We start from the raw sequence: 16,226 nt of genomic DNA, 5'->3' as shown, positions 1-16,226 counted from the left end.
GAGGCTTACATACTGTCATGATTGAAAATAATTCCAAACTTAACGTCATTTGGTCTTTACCGAGATATCAAAAGCGCCTTATTAGTATCGGAGTGGATTTCTTTATTATCTCTGCTGCTTTTATGTTTGCTTATTGGTCTCGCATTGGTGAATTCCGCCCACTTCCAGATACAAGCAGTAGCTACGTACTGTTGGCAACCATTGTATGTACGCTTGCTGTTTTTGTCTTGTTTGGCCTCTATCGAGCGGTGCTACGCTATTTAGGCTTTCATGTTCTGGCAGTCGTCGGGTTGGGTACGATTCTATCTGCGCTTTGTGTGGCCAGTTTTGCTTTCGCATTTGATGCCCAACTACCACGCTCGATTCCTTTTATTTATGCCGCTTTTCTTGCGATCGGAGTAGGGACTAGCCGTCTGCTGGTAAGGAGCTTGGTTGCTCAATCGGTACACAAAGCTGGAGCGCCAGTTCTTATTTATGGTGCTGGTAGTGCTGGTCGTGAGCTTGCGTTTGCGCTGCGACAATCAGAAACCTACCGAGTTATTGGCTTTGTCGACGAAGACAAAACGCTTCAAAACACAATGCTAATGGGTTACCGAGTCTATACAGCGGATAACGCGATGAAGGCGATTAGAAAGTATGAAGTAAAAAAAATCTTACTTGCTATTCCTAGCGCTTCAAACAAACGCCGTAAGGAAGTCTTAGATAGAATTTCTAAACTGCCTGTTGAAATCCAAACCGTTCCAGATATGAAAGATATCCTTACGGGTAAGGCGAAAATTGATGAACTGAAAGAGGTTCCGATTGGTGATTTGTTAGGTCGAGACCCTGTTCAGCCGCAACAAGTATTAATGGAAGCGAACATCAAGAATCAAGTAGTGATGGTGACGGGAGCTGGTGGTTCAATTGGCTCTGAGTTATGTCGTCAGATTTTAAACTACTCGCCAAAATCATTGATCTTATTTGAACTGTCTGAATTTGCGTTGTATCAGGTGCACAGTGAATTGAGTCAAATCATTAAAGCTAACAATCTGAGCATTGTCGTCGTTCCACTGGTTGGCTCTGTGCAGAGACAAAATCGCTTAGAAACTACCATGAAAGCCTTTGAAGTGGACACGGTTTACCATGCTGCGGCGTACAAACATGTTCCGCTGGTGGAGTACAACGTTGTTGAAGGTGTAAGAAACAATGTGTTTGGCACTTACTATACAGCGCAAGCGGCGATTGATGCAGGTGTGAAGAATTTTGTTCTTATTTCTACTGATAAGGCTGTTAGACCAACGAACGTGATGGGTGCGACTAAACGTATGGCTGAGTTAGGCCTACAGGCGTTGGCGGAGCAACAAAACCGAATTCGTGAGAGCAACCCTAATCTGGGTACGCGTTTCTGTATGGTGCGCTTTGGTAATGTTTTGGGTTCGTCTGGCTCGGTAATTCCTGTATTCAAAAAACAGATTGAGAAGCGAGAACCTATTACGGTCACCCACAAAGACATTACTCGATACTTTATGACAATTCCAGAGGCTGCCCAGTTGGTTATTCAAGCTGGGGCGATGGGTAAAGGTGGCGATGTATTTGTTCTCGATATGGGGGAGCCCGTTAAGATTGTCGATCTAGCGAAGAACTTGGTTTACCTGTCAGGACTTGAAGTTAAAGATGAAAACAATCCTCATGGCGATATAGAGATTCTCTTCACAGGTTTGAGACCGGGAGAGAAGTTATATGAAGAGCTGTTGATTGGAGATGACAATGTTTCCGAAACGGCACACGCACGTATTATGACCGCGCAAGAAAGTTACCTGCCACTAAAAGAGTATGAAATCTTAATCGACAAGCTCGATGTCGCCTGTCACAACTTCCAACACGAAGTGATTCGTCGCTTGTTACTCGATGCTCCTACAGGCTTTAATCCGGTGGACGGCATTGAAGATCTCGTATGGAAGCAAAATACTCGCACTGCGGAGTTATATACTTTTGAACCAAAGCAAAGTAATGCAAGTGAAACTTGATGCTTTTGTCTGATTGGTAAATAATAGAAAAATTAATAAGATATGTTGTCTTCGTACTCGCAGTGGTGGTTTGTTTACTACGAGCGTAACGTGAACATGTCGTAATCTCAAAAAGGCACTTCTGAGTGCCTTTTTCTGTATTCAATACATTAACAGTGGCTAAAACTGATGGCACAGAAAACGATAAAAACAGGGATAGCAGCATTATCGCTTCCGCTACTGGTAAGTACTTCTCTTACCGCTCAGGAGTTGGCGACGCTGCCTTCGAACCAAAGCTTTACCGGATTGACTTTTACTCCTAATGCGCAGTCTTTGAACTACGGTGACTTTTCTTTTACGTATGCGCAAGGTTTACCTTTAAATCACAAAATTGATGAGTTAGATGCTCTTAATTTGTCGTTTGGTCTATTTGATGGTTTTGAGGCGTATGGAAGGATTGTTACCAAAACTTATAGTTGTAACTCATTTGTAAAAAGTGGGTGTGGTATAAGAGATCTATCGATGTCTTTCAAATACCAGGTCCCTAACTTTTGGGGATCGGAGAATCTCGACTTTGCTCTAGGTATTCAGGACTTAGGTGGCTCAGCCAATCAGTTCAGTACGAAATATGCGGTTGCAGATTACTCGTTCGACTTTGCTCCGGTTCGCGTTTCTGCTGGTTATGGGCTTTCTGATATCAAATTAGGTGTGATGGATGGCCCATTCGGTGGTATTGAATATCAACCATTGAGCTTTTTGCAGGTTAGCGGAGAATACGATGCTGTGGAGTTTAACTCCTCGGTCAAGCTTTTTACCCCACAAGGCACATTGCCTTATGATGTGACAGCCTCGCTCAGTTATCAGCTTTACTCTGGCCACAATACTGATGAACAAAATATTTGGAACGCGGCACTTTCAGTACCTCTAGTTACTGGGTATACACGTTCTCGCGATTACTCGCGCAATAATCTCACGTTAATGGAAAAGCTGTCTTTGGAGCAGAATAAAGCTAAAGAGGCTTCTATCTCTGCTTTAGTGAGCGCGCTTCGTAATGAAGGCTTTGTGAATATTCAAATCGGTTTGCTGAATCAAACAACAGTAGTGGCGCTAGAAAACCGTCGTTATAACCATAACCAAGTAGATGGTTTAGGTGTTGCTATGGGGATCATCTCTAGCCACCTAGGTCAAAACGCGGTATCAGAAGTGGGTGGTGATTCAGAGCGTATTGAGCTATTTATGCTCGCAAACCAAAAGCCCGTTGTGAGCGTGCAAGCGAATTCAACGTGCTATCAGAGTTTTATCAATGGTTCTGCTGCGTGCGAGGATATTAAGTTCACGACACGAGATTTAGCCGAAAAACTTGAGTTGGTTAACTGGAAAACAGAGCGCGTAAATAGCGGCGCACTAGACTCTCAACTTGTCTTTTCACCAATGGTTCGCCATGCCGTTGCGACCGAGTTTGGTGTTTATGACTACTCTTTTGCGATGTCGAGCAACTTATATACCTACCTTTGGTCTGGAGCGGCTGTCGATGTTCGCCATATTTTGCCGTTAGCGGAAACTGACGATTATGAAAAATGGGGATACTTTGAAGATAGTGCTTACGAAAATGATATCGAACGCGCAATGCTGCACCAATTCTTCCGTTTACCTTATGTCGATATTGCGAACCAAGTATCCGTCGGTTTGGTGAAAACAGATTATATTGGCGCGAGAAGTGAGTCTACATGGTTTTCTCAGTCTGGTGCGCACGCTTTGAGTTTGGAAATGAGCTACTTCCAGCATGTCGATGAGAAAGATGAAAATGGCTATGAAACTCTCGATCGTCAAACTTCGCTAGCTCGCTATACTTTTTCAATGCCTGAATGGGATTGGCAGTTTAACGCGACAGCGGGTGAGTTTTGGCGGGGCGATGTTGGTGCTAAGCTAACAACATCGCATTGGTTTGAGGATATTGAGGTTTCTGCTACTTATCAGGTTACTAAGTACAAAGATATTGATGAAGAGCAGTTTGTCGCTGTGTCAGTCAAGTTACCACTAACACCTTGGCGTGATATGTCTCCCGGCTTATTGCAGGTTCGAGGTAACGAAGCTTATGACTTTAATGTGATGACGCGAGTAGGCAATGACGTCAATTTCTTAAGTGATGGACAAGGTGATGAGCTTATCATGGACAACAGCATGCTACGTCGTTACTTCAACCGTGGTCGTTATGGTAGCGATTACTTTGAAGAGAATAAGATTCGCTTACGTAACGCCTACCTGCGTTACTTATCAACTCAGTTAGACTAAACCCATAGAACAGTACGATGTATAAAAGCGGCCAATGTGCCGCTTTTTTATTTTCTAATGTATGAAGCTTAGGTTGCACAATATTGTTTCACTATCCAAAAATTAAAACTATTGATATTCTGATATAAGAACTAAAGATTAGGGTATTGGAATGAAAATAGCGGTTGCCGGTACGGGGTATGTCGGGCTCTCTAATGCGATGTTGTTAGCCCAAAACCACCAAGTTGTTGCACTTGATATTGTAGAAAAAAAAGTTGAGTTGCTTAACAACAAGTGTTCACCCATTGTAGATAAAGAAATTGAAGATTTTCTGTCTAATCGAGAACTAGACTTTACTGCTACCACGGACAAAGAGCTCGCCTACAAAGGTGCTGATTTTGTTGTTATAGCAACGCCAACGGATTATGACCCACAAACCAATTACTTTAATACGGCTTCCGTCGAAGCGGTGATAAAAGATGTAATGGCGATTAATCCAAATGCTGTAATGGTAATTAAGTCTACAGTGCCTGTGGGTTATACTGCACGCATTAAGCAAGAGTTAGGTTGTGAAAATATTATTTTCTCGCCAGAGTTTCTTCGCGAAGGCAAAGCACTTTACGATAACCTTCACCCATCTCGCATCATTGTTGGTGAGCGCAGTGCACGTGCTGAGACATTCGCCAATCTTCTAGTTGAAGGGGCGGTAAAAGAAGACATCCCAGTTTTGTTTACTGATTCTACAGAAGCTGAAGCGGTTAAGTTGTTCTCAAATACTTACCTTGCAATGCGCGTAGCTTATTTCAATGAGTTAGATTCTTACGCTGAGGCGCATAATCTTGATTCTCGCCAAATTATCGAAGGTGTTGGTTTGGACCCCCGTATTGGTAACCACTACAACAATCCTTCATTTGGATATGGTGGTTATTGTTTACCAAAAGATACCAAGCAACTTCGTGCAAACTATCAAGATGTCCCAAACAGTATTATTGGGGCCATAGTGGAAGCCAATCGAACTCGTAAAGACTTTATTGCTGAGTCTATTCTCAAACGAGAACCTAAAGTGGTTGGGATATACCGTTTGATAATGAAAGCTGGCTCAGATAATTTCCGCGCTTCGTCTATTCAAGGTATTATGAAGCGTATCAAGGCAAAGGGTATTGAAGTGGTGGTGTATGAACCAGTACTTCAGGAAGACGAGTTCTTTAACTCACGTGTAATCAACGACCTGAATGAGTTTAAACAAAGCGCCGATGTGATTGTCTCTAACCGTATGGTTGAAGAACTTACTGATGTGGCTGATAAGGTGTACACGCGAGACCTATTTGGTAGTGATTAGACTTTAGTTACGATGATCGTGTGTAATCTAATACACAAACAAAAAGGGATGCATGATGCATCCCTTTGTTATTTTTACTCTCAGTAAAAACGAGATTAAGCTTTTGCTTTAGCCGCTGCTTTAGCGATTGCTGCGAAGCTTTTCGCGTCTAGAGAAGCACCGCCAACGAGAGCGCCGTCGATGTCTGGTTGTGAGAAGTAAGCTTCAGCGTTTTCTGGTTTAACAGAGCCACCGTATTGGATGATTACTTGTGCTGCAACTGCTTCGTCTTTCGCAGCGATAAGTGCGCGGATAGAAGCGTGGATGCGTTGTGCATCTTCAGCGGTTGCTGCTTTACCAGTACCGATAGCCCAGATTGGTTCGTAAGCGATGATTGCGCCGTTTAGAGCTTCAACACCGTAAGTGTCGATAACTGCGTTGATCTGACGTGCACATACTGCTTCAGTTTCGCCAGCTTCGTTTTGCGCTTCAGATTCACCGATACAGAAAACAGGTGTTAGACCGTTTTCTTTTAGGAAGTTGAATTTCTTAGCGATGAACTCGTCAGATTCGTTGTGGTATTCACGACGCTCTGAGTGACCGATGATGATGTGAGTAGCACCGAAATCTTTCAGCATTTCTGGAGACATATCGCCAGTGAACGCACCGCTGTTGTTTAGGTCAGTGTTTTGAGCACCTAGGATGATCTTGTTACCGCCTTCAGCGATTACGCGCTCTGCTAGGTCGATGTAAAGTGCTGGTGGAGCGACTGCTACGTCAACACCTTCAACGCCTTCAAGTTCAGCGTTAAGACCAGTTAGCAGCTCAGTTACCATTGCTTTGCTGCCGTTTAGTTTCCAGTTACCCATCACTACAGGACGACGCATAGGAATATCTCCCTTATCTTTAATGTAAATAGTCAATTAATGTAAAAAATCTACGTAGGAATATAACAGAATAATGTGAACAGATCATGATTGGCGTCATGTCTTGTCCGGCTTTCTTTGTTGATTCGACCAAGCATCGATCCTGTTATTTTTGTCAAAAGCAACCGATTGGTGATCGCGTAGACAGAATGATAGTTCATTCCTCGGAAATTGCTGCTGAGATTGGTATTACTACGCGCTGGAATTAATTGTTGTAGAAAGGAATCAAAATGCCAAATCTCGTTTTAGAGTATTCAAACTCGGTGGAAGAACGCGTCAATGTTCAGGGGTTACTGGAGGATTTACATAAAACGGCGTTAGAAAGTGGCCTTTTTGAACTCGCGTCAGTGAAATCTAGAACGCTCCGGTGCCACAATTGGTTAATAGGAGAGGAGGGTGATAGCCTCGACTTTATCCATATCAACTTTGATTTGTTATCTGGTCGCTCCCAAGAACAAAAGCGAGAACTGTCACGAGCCTTGATGGCGACACTTCAAGAGCAAGCTAGTCACGTGCACAGTTTAACGGTCAATATCCGAGATATGGATATAGATAGCTTCCAAAAGGTAGTGAACTAGGTTGCGCTGAATTGCCCGAGAATAGCGAGGGGTTATTGTTACGAATTCTCAGCCCGGCTCTGCTTGTTGTAAGGTCGTTGTGGGCACCCAAGCTATCGGTGTCCTTTCCAAACTATATCGACTCGGCTAATCTATAACCTTTCTACTTTGGGGTAAAATTTGATGTCGACTAAAGAGTTACTGTTTTCTTTTCAAGGACGTATAAACCGTAAAACCTACTGGATTTGGAACGTTATTTACTATGTGTCCATTCTAGGCTTTGGTGCCGGTATCAGCCAACTGCTTCCTACTCTCTCCTATGTGCTTCTTCCTATTTTCTTGGTGGTTCTGTTGATCCCTGATTTGGCGATCACCACCAAGCGTTGGCACGACCGCAACAAATCGATCTATTGGCTAGCACTGAATATTCCGCTGATTATCGGACGAATTGCCACGCCAATGACCAGCCCTGCCGCGCAAGAGCCGTCGACCCCACAGATGTTCGTTGCTTCCATTTCTCTGATTTGTGGTTTATGGATTCTAATTGAATGTGGTTTCTTAAAGGGAACATCAGGACCAAACCAATATGGCCCTGAGCCGGAGTAATTGCTTCAAGTATCGTGCGTGCTGAAAGTAGATTCTTAGTCGCGCTAAGGCTCGCTAGAATGACAAACTCTTTTGATTTAGAGACTGTTAAAGCCACTGTCATTCTGAACAGCGAGGAACGAGTGTGATTCAGAATCTATCATCCGATTGTACGGTGGTTTAGGTGAGCGGGAAAGAATAGGAGCTTGCTGTTACTAGATTCTTAGTCTCGTTAAGGCTAGCTAGAATGACAAACTCTTTTGATATAGAGACTGTTAAAGCCATCATCATTCTGAGCAGCGAGGAATGAGCGTGATCCAGAATCTATCGTCCGGTTGAGCAGTGGTTAAGCTGAGTGTGAAAGAGTAGGAGCTTGCTGATACCAGATTCTTAGTTTCGCTGAGGCTCGCTAGCATGACGAACTCTTTTGATGTAGAGGCTGTTAAAGCCACCGTCATTCTGAACAGCGAGGAACGAGGTGATTCAGAATCTATCATCCGGTTGAGCAGTGGCTAAGCTGAGTGTGAAAGAGTAGGAGTTTGCTGTTACCAGATCCTTAGTCTCGCTAAGGCTCGCTAGAATGACGAACTCTTTTGATTTAGAGGCTGTCAAACTCACCGTCATTCTGAACTACGAGGGACGAGCGTGATTCAGAATCTATCGTCCGGTTGAGCAGTGGTTAAGCTGAGCGGGAAAGAATAGGAGCTTGCTGTTACCAGATTCTTAGTTTCGCTAAGGCTCGCTAGAATGACGAACTCTTTGATTTAGAAACTGTTAAAGCCATCGTCATTCTGAACTGCGAGGGACGAGCGTGATTCAGAATCTATCGTCCGGTTGAGCAGTGGTTAAGCTGAGCGGGAAAGAATAGGAGTTTACTGTTGGCAGGTTCTTAGCCTTGCCGAGACTCGTTAGAATGACGAATTCTTTTGATTTAGAGGTTGTGAAAGCCATCGTCATTCTGAACAGAGAGGTGCGAGTGTGGTTCAGAATCTATCATCCGGTTGAGCAGTGGCTAAGGTGAGAGCAAAAGAATAGGAGCCTTGTTGTTACGCGATTCTTAGTCTCGCTAAGGCTCGCTAGCATGACGAACGCTTTTGACATAGAGCTTATTAAAGTCACCGTCATTCTGAACAACGAGGAACGAGTGTGATTCAGAATCTACGCATAGAGCGCTCCGAGTTCGAAATAAACTGACTGAGCTTGCGAATTACAATGGAAAAGTAACAGCGAATAATGAAGGAGAATGAATCATCGATAAGACACCTTGCGTTTATATCCTAACGTCAAATAACAACGCCGGTCTCTACATAGGTGTTACCAGTCAGCTGCCCCAAAGAATATGGCAACATAAAAATGGAGTAGTGGAAGGATTTACTAAGAAATACAACGTTCATAAGCTCGTTTACTTTGAGTTATTCGACGATATGGCTAATGCTATAAACCGAGAAAAGCAGCTCAAGCAGTGGAAGCGTGAGTGGAAGTTAGCCTTGGTAAGAGAAACGAACCCTAACTTTCTCGATCTATCTACTGAGTATCAGTAAAAATCATCCCTATCTTTAAACGCATTTAAGCTAACCACATCCGCTTTTTGTGTCGGTGCCGCTTCCCCTTCTAGCGCTGCTTTGAACTTTACGACCTGTTTTCGCAACTCGTTCATCAATACCACATTGGTGTGATGAGGGTTTTTACACGTGCTGATGACTCTATCAATGTGGCTTTGTTGAGCCCACAATCTTTCTTTCATATCTTCTGATGCGCTTTCGATCATCTCTTTCGCCATCTCATGACGAAATTGCTCAAAAGCTTCTGGGTCTCGCTCTGCCATTCGAACCATTTCATCGAATGGAGGAAGCGTTTGGGGTGGGATATGACGTAGAGTAGACATCGATGCTCTCCAAATCCTTATGGAAATTGCCTTTAGTTACTAAAAGCCTATACCACTAGAAAGAGGAGAGAGGATGAATTCTTTAGCCGTCTCACTTATAAGAGAAGCTTTCAAGCTTTAGATTGAATAAGTGCGGCATGTCGATGTTTGGTTGTGGTGGTTACTGCAGTTGTTGGATGCGGTAAACGCAGCGTCTTTGGCCGCTAATGATGTGTTCGGTACGCTCTACTTTGGTGTCACGTCCAAGTAAAGACTGAAAGACACTCAATTCTGATTGGCACAAGCTTGGGCAGCGAGTTGCGGCTTTACAAATCGGACAGTGATTTTCGATTAAAATAAATCCGTTCTCATCTTTCTCGAGTTCAGCCATATAGCCTTCTTGCTCTCTTAATGTGACGAGTGTTTCTAGTTTGCTTTGCAGAGAGTCGCATTGCTCAAGGTGCTGACGATAACTTTGTAACGTGAGTTTTTCCCTCTCTGATGTGACTTTTTCCAGTCCATCTTTGCCAAAGATATGTTCGACAGCTTCTATAAACTGAATGGTCAACTCACCGTGACGGTCAGCAAATTGCTCATGACCTTTTTGAGTGAGAGACCAATGACGAGCAGGGCGACCAACTTTTACTTTTACGTCATGGATAGAAAGAATGCCATCATCTTCTAAACTTTGCAGGTGCTGACGAGCCCCCATGGTTGTCATACCTAGCTCAGAAGAGAGTTGTTTTGCAGTGACGGAGCCATCACGCTTAACGATTTGCAATATCCTATCTACGGTCTTCATATACCCACCATTTATACGTCAGTACATATTATGCGCGATAGGGTTAGTAAAGAAAAGTGTTGACTTAATTTGAGTGTGGATTTGTAGGGGCGATGTTCATATGAGCCAATATATGTCGTCATTCTGAACAGCGAGGAACGAGGTGATTCAGAATCTATCGTCCGATTGTGCAGCGGTTAAGGCGAGCAGGAAGAATAGGAGCTTGTTACCACTAGATTCTTAGTCTCGCTGGAACTGGCTAGAATGACGAGTTTTTTCGATTTAGAGCTTGCTATGGTAGCCGTCATTCTGAACAGCGAGGAACGAGGTGATTCAGAATCTATCGTCCGGTTGAGTAGTGGTTGAGGTGTTCAGGAAAGAATAGGAGCTTGTTACAACTAGATTCTTAGTCTCGCTGGAACTCGCTAGAATGACGAGTTCTTTCGATTTAGAGCTTATTAAAGTCACCGTCATTCTGAACAACGAGGAACGAGTGTGATTCAGAATCTATTGCCCGTTGTGCGGAAAGAAAGGCTCAAGCTCAGACTGAGCGAGAGCCTCGAGAAATGCTTAAAGAATAATATCGCGTACTTCTAGATCTTTACGATCTAGGTAGTGAGTCGACTTAATGCGGCGAATAGTTCGGCATCGACCGCGCACGAGCAGCGTTTCTGTGGTTGCAATATTGCCTTGACGAGAGATACCTTCCAGCAAGTCACCTTTAGTGATGCCTGTAGCTGAAAATACCACATTGTCGCTACGAGCCATGTCTTCCATTTTGAGGACAACATTCGCTTTTACGCCCATTTCATCGCAGCGTTTTAGTTCATCTGCACCGTAAATGCGGTTTTCTTCAGTATCGCCTTTTACTTCGTGACGAGGAAGCAGGCGACCGTGCATATCACCGTCTAGCGCTCGAATTACCGCTGCTGATACTACCCCTTCTGGCGCGCCACCAATACAGTACATCATGTCCACTTCACTGTCTGGCATACAAGTCAGAATAGAGGCAGCCACGTCACCATCAGGCACCGCAAAGACACGTACGCCCATTGCTTGCATTTCTGCAATAACGTTATCGTGGCGAGGTTTCGCAAGGGTAATAACGACTAGGGTATCAAGTGGCTTGTTCAGGGCTTTTGCTACGTTCTCTAGGTTTTCTTTTAACGGCTTTTCTAAGTCAATTACGCCTTTTGCACCAGGGCCAACAACCAGTTTTTCCATGTACATATCTGGCGCTTTAAGAAAGCTGCCTTTCTCACCTGCGGCAAGTACGGCTAGTGCGTTCGATTGTCCCATTGCCGTCATACGCGTTCCTTCAATCGGGTCGACTGCAATATCTACTTCATCACCACCAATACCCACTTGCTCACCAATGTACAGCATTGGCGCATCATCGATTTCACCTTCACCAATGACAATTTCACCACTGATATCTGTTTTGTTCAGTAGCGTGCGCATAACTTCAACAGCTGCGCCATCGGCTGCGTTTTTATCGCCACGGCCAAGCCATTTGTAACCAGCCAGAGCTGCACCTTCAGTCACACGGGAAAATGCCATTGCTAAATCGCGTTTCATGATGTCTCCAAGTAAGCAAGAGGGAAGAAGAATTTGCGCGGCGATTCTATCACAAGGTCGAGTAAACGTTTGCCTTTTTGCGAGGCTTTTACTTTATCTAACTTGAATTTGATCAATACTTAGGGCGATTTTCAGAGTAGCGAGACGCAAAATCCTTGCTCAAAAATGCTTCGGCGACAAGAAAAGTCAGCGTTTAGTGAGATTGCGCTGATTTTTTGACCGAATGATGCAAAATATCGAATATAGTGAGTGTTTCTCATCGCGACGCTGAGTAGAATGAACCTTATATAGGTTAGGTGTGCATCAATCTCGCACATCGTCCCAACGGAATAACATAGGTAGGCCAAGATGTCTTTTGAAGTACTAGAACAACTAGAATCTAAAATTCAAACTGCAGTTGACACAATCACTCTTCTTCAGATGGAAGTCGAAGAGCTGAAAGAAGATAAAGCTAAACTTGCGGAAGAAGCTAACGAGCTTCGCTCTCAACGTGAAGAGCTAGAGCAAAAAGCACAACAAGCACAGCAAGAGCACGCACAATGGCAAGAGCGCATTCGTGCACTACTTGGCAAAATGGACGAAGTGGAATAATTCGGCTTCTTCATTCCAAATTAAAAACACCCGCGTTAAGCGGGTGTTTGTGTTTTAGGGAAGTAGATAATGTTGAGACAAGGCTAGGCGCTAAGAGCTAGGAGAAGGCCCTATAACTTAGGCGTCTAAGACTCGCTATGCTTCTTCATCCAACTCTAAATCAATATTCAATGGTTCAGGCGACAGGATAATTCCGGTGCTATCGGCATAAATATAATCTTCAGGTAAGAAGCTGACGCCGCCAAAGTTGACTGGTACATCCAATTCGCCAATACCCTGACTGGTCGCTCCAACAGGAATAGAAGCGAGGGCTTGAATGCCTAAGTTCATATCTTCAAGTTCATCTACTTCACGAACACAGCCGTAAACGACAATGCCTTCCCACTCGTTTTCTTCCGCAATGGTTGCGATTTCTGCGTCGATAAGGGCTTTACGTAGGGAACCGCCACCGTCAATTAACAAAACGCGACCAAGTCCATCTTGCTCTAATGTCTCGCGGATCAACGAATTATCTTCAAAACACTTGATGGTGGTGATTTGCCCGGCAAATGAAGCGCGACCGCCAAAGTTACTGAACATTGGTTCAACCACATCTACCTGATCGAGGTAGATATCACAGAGTGCTGAGGTATTGTATTCCATAGCGTACCTTTCTAAACAGAAATTGGTTGTCTTTGAGTATATCTAGGCATTAAGTCAATGCAATGACAATCCTTTTTTAACTTACTAGAGTTTGAGCTACCACAATTGTTGCAAACAAAACGTTGGTGACTAGAGAGCATTTCACGATGACTGGCATCATTGGTGCTATTTGAGCGGGCTTTTGTGTATGCCAAACTGCTTTACCATGATCGGCCACGAAATAAATACTAAGTAAAAATGGCAAGCTAATCCAAACGGGTTTGTCTTGAATTAACAAGTAAGCTGCAAAGGCAAGGATAGCTCCGCCAAGTAAAATAAAGTGGTACTGTTTGGCTTTACGTTGACCTAAGCGTACCGCCACCGTGCGTTTACCACACTCTCGGTCGTTCTCTATATCACGCATATTGTTGATATTGAGTACTGCAACGGCGAGTAAACCGCAGCCTAAAGCAGGTAAGAATAGCGTGGTGTCTACGTGACCGGTATGCAAGAAGTAGGTACCGGATACGCCGAGTAGACCAAAAAACAAGAACACTGATATATCGCCAAGCCCCACGTAACCGTATGGTTTGCTACCCATGGTATAAGCAATGGCTGCGAGAATGGCCAGAATTCCCAGCCCGATAAAAGTGACAATGCTTTCCAGTGAACTTAGTGAATAGAAAACCAACACCAAGCCTGAAATGGCGGTCAGAGCGATGTTAAAGATAATCGCCTGTTTCATCTGTTTCGCACTTACCGCGCCAGACTGCATCGCTCGTAATGGGCCGAGGCGTTTGTTGTTATCTGTACCTTGAACGGCATCGCCATAGTCGTTTGCCAGGTTGGACAGAATTTGCAGCAATGTCGCGGTTACGAAAGCCATGATGGCAATCGTCAGTGAGAAATGACCCGCCGAGTAGGCGAGTACGCTACCTGTTAAGATAGAGACTAATGCCAGAGGTAATGTTTTTGGACGAGCGGCTTCAAGCCAGATCTGTAGAGATTGTTTCATGGAAATTTCGTGCTAGTAACCAATGTGCCCAGTATAAGCACAAAGAGGCAGATACGCTATTGACCTAAAACAACTCAACTAGAAGTCAAAGGGTGATTCAGAATCTATCATCCGGTTGTGCAGTGGTGAAGGTGAGTGGGAAAGAAAGGCGTCTGCTGTTAGCAGATTCTTAGTCTCGCTTAAGCTCGCTAGAATGACGAGAGCTTTTGATCTAGATGTTGTCTAAGTCACCGTCATTCTGAACAGCGAGGAACGAGTGTGATTCAGAATCTATCATCCGATTGTGAAGTGTTGTGGTGAGAGAGAAAGAATAGGCGTTTGCTGTTAGCAGATTCTTAGTCTCGCTTAAGCTCGCTAGAATGACGAGATCTTTTTGATTTAGGTGTTGTCACAGTAACCGTCATTCTGAACAGCGAGGAACGAGTGTGATTCAGAATCTATCGTCCGATTGTGCGGTGATTAAGGTGAGAGAGGAAAAATAGGCGTCTGTTGTTACCAGGTTCTTAGTCTCGCTAGATCTCGCTAGAATGACCAGACCTTTTGATTTAGATGTCGTCTAAGTGACCGTCATTCTGAACAGCGAGGAACGAGTGTGATTCAGAATCTATCATCCGATTGTGAAGTGTTACGGTGAGAGAGAAAGAATAGGCGTCTGCTGTTACTAGATTCTTAGTCTCGCTTGAGCTCGCTAGAATGACGAGATCTTTTTGATTTAGGTGTTGTCACAGTGGCCGTTATTCTATACAAAAAGCCCAGAAACAAGATTCTGGGCTTTGGTAAAATAGATTGCGATTAAAGAATAAAGCGGCTTAGATCTTCATCTTCAATCGTGTCGCCTAAGCGTGCTTTCACATAAGCGGAATCAATAACGAATTTAGCGCCAGATTGCTCCGCTGCGTCGTAAGAGATTTCATCCATTAAGCGTTCCATAACGGTGTGTAAGCGACGAGCACCGATGTTTTCTGTGCTTTCGTTGACCGTCCATGCAGCTTCCGCGATTTGCGTGATACCGTCTTCTGTGAATTCGATGTCCACATCTTCCGTTTTCATCAACGCAACGTACTGCTCTGTTAGAGAGGCTTTTGGTTCTGTCAGAATGCGTTTGAAGTCGTTGCTGCTTAGTGCTTCTAGCTCAACACGAATTGGTAGACGACCTTGCAATTCTGGGATCAAGTCAGATGGTTTTGCCACTTGGAATGCACCAGATGCAACAAACAGAATGTGGTCTGTTTTTACCATGCCGTGCTTGGTTGATACCGTGCTGCCTTCAATTAATGGAAGTAGGTCGCGCTGAACACCTTCGCGTGAAACGTCTGGGCCTGAGCTCTCGCCGCGTTTACAGATCTTGTCGATCTCATCGATAAATACGATGCCGTTGTTTTCAACGTTGAAAATCGCCGCTTCTTTTAGCTCTTCTTGGTTAACCAGTTTCGCCGCTTCTTCTTCCGCTAACGCTTTCATTGCGTCTTTGATTTTCAGCTTACGTTTTTTCTTGGTGTCGCCAGCGAGGTTTTGGAACATGCCTTGCAGCTGGTTAGTCATCTCTTCCATACCAGGAGGCGCCATGATCTCTACGCCCATTTGTGGTGCGGCTACGTCGATTTCAATTTCTTTATCGTCTAGTTGGCCTTCACGCAGTTTCTTACGGAAGATCTGGCGAGTGTGAGAAGACTCTTCCGTTTGCTCTGCTTGACCCCAGCTATCACGTGCTGGTGGCAGTAGCGCATCAAGAATGCGTTCTTCTGCTTGCTCTTCTGCGCGGAATTTCACTTTCTCCATCGCTTGTTGATGCGTCATTTTCACAGCGACATCTGTTAGGTCACGGATGATGGTTTCAACTTCTTTACCAACGTAACCCACTTCGGTGAATTTTGTCGCTTCAACTTTGATGAAAGGGGCATTTGCCAGTTTTGCGAGGCGTCGTGCGATTTCAGTCTTACCAACACCAGTAGGGCCAATCATCAAGATGTTTTTTGGCGTCACTTCGGCACGCAAGCTTTCTTCAAGCTGCATGCGGCGCCAGCGGTTACGAAGTGCAATCGCAACCGAACGCTTGGCTTTTTCTTGACCGATAATGTGGCGGTTCAATTCATGAACGATTTCGCGAGGCGTCATTTCAGACATATTCTTTCCT

General features: G+C 44.3%; 14 protein-coding genes. 7 read left to right on the top strand and 7 right to left on the bottom strand.

What is annotated here, in order from left to right:
- Positions 1-17 precede the first annotated feature (17 nt).
- The 3 genes from R7093_RS11600 (at position 18) to R7093_RS11590 (ending at position 5,595) form a co-directional block, all read left to right on the top strand.
- Positions 18-2,006, top strand: coding sequence for a nucleoside-diphosphate sugar epimerase/dehydratase (locus tag R7093_RS11600; RefSeq protein WP_318146661.1), 1,989 nt, complete (start codon positions 18-20; stop codon positions 2,004-2,006).
- A 168-nt stretch (positions 2,007-2,174) separates the two neighbouring features.
- Positions 2,175-4,277, top strand: coding sequence for a YjbH domain-containing protein (locus R7093_RS11595; RefSeq protein WP_318146660.1), 2,103 nt, complete (start codon positions 2,175-2,177; stop codon positions 4,275-4,277).
- A gap of 151 nt (positions 4,278-4,428) precedes the next feature.
- On the top strand, positions 4,429-5,595 hold the full coding sequence (locus R7093_RS11590; protein WP_047101868.1) for a nucleotide sugar dehydrogenase: 1,167 nt from the start codon (positions 4,429-4,431) through the stop codon (positions 5,593-5,595).
- A 95-nt stretch (positions 5,596-5,690) separates the two neighbouring features.
- Here the strand turns inward: R7093_RS11590 and tpiA are convergent, their stop codons facing one another.
- Positions 5,691-6,461 (bottom strand): triose-phosphate isomerase, encoded by a 771-nt coding sequence (tpiA, locus tag R7093_RS11585; RefSeq protein ID WP_005384863.1) that lies wholly within the window; start codon positions 6,459-6,461, stop codon positions 5,691-5,693.
- A gap of 269 nt (positions 6,462-6,730) precedes the next feature.
- On the opposite strand from tpiA, the gene R7093_RS11580 reads away from it, so the two are divergent.
- The 3 genes from R7093_RS11580 (at position 6,731) to R7093_RS11570 (ending at position 9,183) form a co-directional block, all read left to right on the top strand.
- Complete coding sequence (locus tag R7093_RS11580) at positions 6,731-7,078, top strand: 5-carboxymethyl-2-hydroxymuconate Delta-isomerase (RefSeq protein WP_017820736.1); 348 nt, start codon at positions 6,731-6,733, stop codon at positions 7,076-7,078.
- Between the two features lie 162 nt (positions 7,079-7,240).
- On the top strand, positions 7,241-7,663 hold the full coding sequence (locus R7093_RS11575; protein ID WP_005384868.1) for a DUF805 domain-containing protein: 423 nt from the start codon (positions 7,241-7,243) through the stop codon (positions 7,661-7,663).
- A 1,226-nt stretch (positions 7,664-8,889) separates the two neighbouring features.
- The gene (locus R7093_RS11570; RefSeq protein ID WP_411913251.1) at positions 8,890-9,183 is read left to right on the top strand and encodes a GIY-YIG nuclease family protein; all 294 of its coding nucleotides are present in this window, start codon (positions 8,890-8,892) and stop codon (positions 9,181-9,183) included.
- On the opposite strand, the gene R7093_RS11565 is transcribed toward R7093_RS11570, so the two are convergent.
- From R7093_RS11565 to glpX, 3 genes are all read right to left on the bottom strand, one after another.
- The gene (locus R7093_RS11565; RefSeq protein ID WP_054579276.1) at positions 9,177-9,527 is read right to left on the bottom strand and encodes a DUF3135 domain-containing protein; all 351 of its coding nucleotides are present in this window, start codon (positions 9,525-9,527) and stop codon (positions 9,177-9,179) included. The genes R7093_RS11570 and R7093_RS11565 overlap by 7 nt on opposite strands.
- A gap of 160 nt (positions 9,528-9,687) precedes the next feature.
- Complete coding sequence (locus tag R7093_RS11560) at positions 9,688-10,308, bottom strand: helix-turn-helix transcriptional regulator (RefSeq protein ID WP_005379532.1); 621 nt, start codon at positions 10,306-10,308, stop codon at positions 9,688-9,690.
- Positions 10,309-10,857: 549 nt separating this feature from the next.
- Entirely contained in the window at positions 10,858-11,865 is a 1,008-nt protein-coding gene (gene glpX / locus R7093_RS11555; RefSeq protein WP_318146659.1) for a class II fructose-bisphosphatase, read from the bottom strand.
- A 348-nt stretch (positions 11,866-12,213) separates the two neighbouring features.
- Between glpX and zapB the strand changes: the two genes are divergently transcribed.
- Entirely contained in the window at positions 12,214-12,456 is a 243-nt protein-coding gene (gene zapB / locus R7093_RS11550) for a cell division protein ZapB (protein ID WP_005379536.1), read from the top strand.
- Positions 12,457-12,591: 135 nt separating this feature from the next.
- Here zapB and rraA read toward each other — a convergent pair whose 3' ends face one another.
- The 3 genes from rraA to hslU all read right to left on the bottom strand — a co-directional run bounded on the left by rraA (position 12,592) and on the right by hslU (position 16,216).
- Entirely contained in the window at positions 12,592-13,098 is a 507-nt protein-coding gene (rraA, locus tag R7093_RS11545; RefSeq protein ID WP_005379537.1) for a ribonuclease E activity regulator RraA, read from the bottom strand.
- A gap of 76 nt (positions 13,099-13,174) precedes the next feature.
- The gene (locus R7093_RS11540; protein ID WP_172563400.1) at positions 13,175-14,092 is read right to left on the bottom strand and encodes a 1,4-dihydroxy-2-naphthoate polyprenyltransferase; all 918 of its coding nucleotides are present in this window, start codon (positions 14,090-14,092) and stop codon (positions 13,175-13,177) included.
- 792 nt (positions 14,093-14,884) lie between these two features.
- Positions 14,885-16,216 (bottom strand): HslU--HslV peptidase ATPase subunit, encoded by a 1,332-nt coding sequence (hslU, locus tag R7093_RS11535; protein ID WP_025768349.1) that lies wholly within the window; start codon positions 16,214-16,216, stop codon positions 14,885-14,887.
- Between the last annotated feature and the right edge of the window lie 10 nt (positions 16,217-16,226).

Source organism: Vibrio sp. 1580 (assembly GCF_033340055.1).
The sequence above is the reverse complement of the archived record's forward strand: the minus strand, read 5'-3'. Positions and strand labels throughout refer to the sequence as shown.

Coding starts and splice junctions, on each gene's coding strand:
- R7093_RS11600 (WP_318146661.1), top strand. CDS start 18: ATGATTGAAAATAATTCCAAACTTAACGTCATTTGGTCTTTACCGAGA.
- R7093_RS11595 (WP_318146660.1), top strand. CDS start 2,175: ATGGCACAGAAAACGATAAAAACAGGGATAGCAGCATTATCGCTTCCG.
- R7093_RS11590 (WP_047101868.1), top strand. CDS start 4,429: ATGAAAATAGCGGTTGCCGGTACGGGGTATGTCGGGCTCTCTAATGCG.
- tpiA (WP_005384863.1), bottom strand. CDS start 6,461: ATGCGTCGTCCTGTAGTGATGGGTAACTGGAAACTAAACGGCAGCAAA.
- R7093_RS11580 (WP_017820736.1), top strand. CDS start 6,731: ATGCCAAATCTCGTTTTAGAGTATTCAAACTCGGTGGAAGAACGCGTC.
- R7093_RS11575 (WP_005384868.1), top strand. CDS start 7,241: ATGTCGACTAAAGAGTTACTGTTTTCTTTTCAAGGACGTATAAACCGT.
- R7093_RS11565 (WP_054579276.1), bottom strand. CDS start 9,527: ATGTCTACTCTACGTCATATCCCACCCCAAACGCTTCCTCCATTCGAT.
- R7093_RS11560 (WP_005379532.1), bottom strand. CDS start 10,308: ATGAAGACCGTAGATAGGATATTGCAAATCGTTAAGCGTGATGGCTCC.
- glpX (WP_318146659.1), bottom strand. CDS start 11,865: ATGAAACGCGATTTAGCAATGGCATTTTCCCGTGTGACTGAAGGTGCA.
- zapB (WP_005379536.1), top strand. CDS start 12,214: ATGTCTTTTGAAGTACTAGAACAACTAGAATCTAAAATTCAAACTGCA.
- rraA (WP_005379537.1), bottom strand. CDS start 13,098: ATGGAATACAATACCTCAGCACTCTGTGATATCTACCTCGATCAGGTA.
- R7093_RS11540 (WP_172563400.1), bottom strand. CDS start 14,092: ATGAAACAATCTCTACAGATCTGGCTTGAAGCCGCTCGTCCAAAAACA.
- hslU (WP_025768349.1), bottom strand. CDS start 16,216: ATGTCTGAAATGACGCCTCGCGAAATCGTTCATGAATTGAACCGCCAC.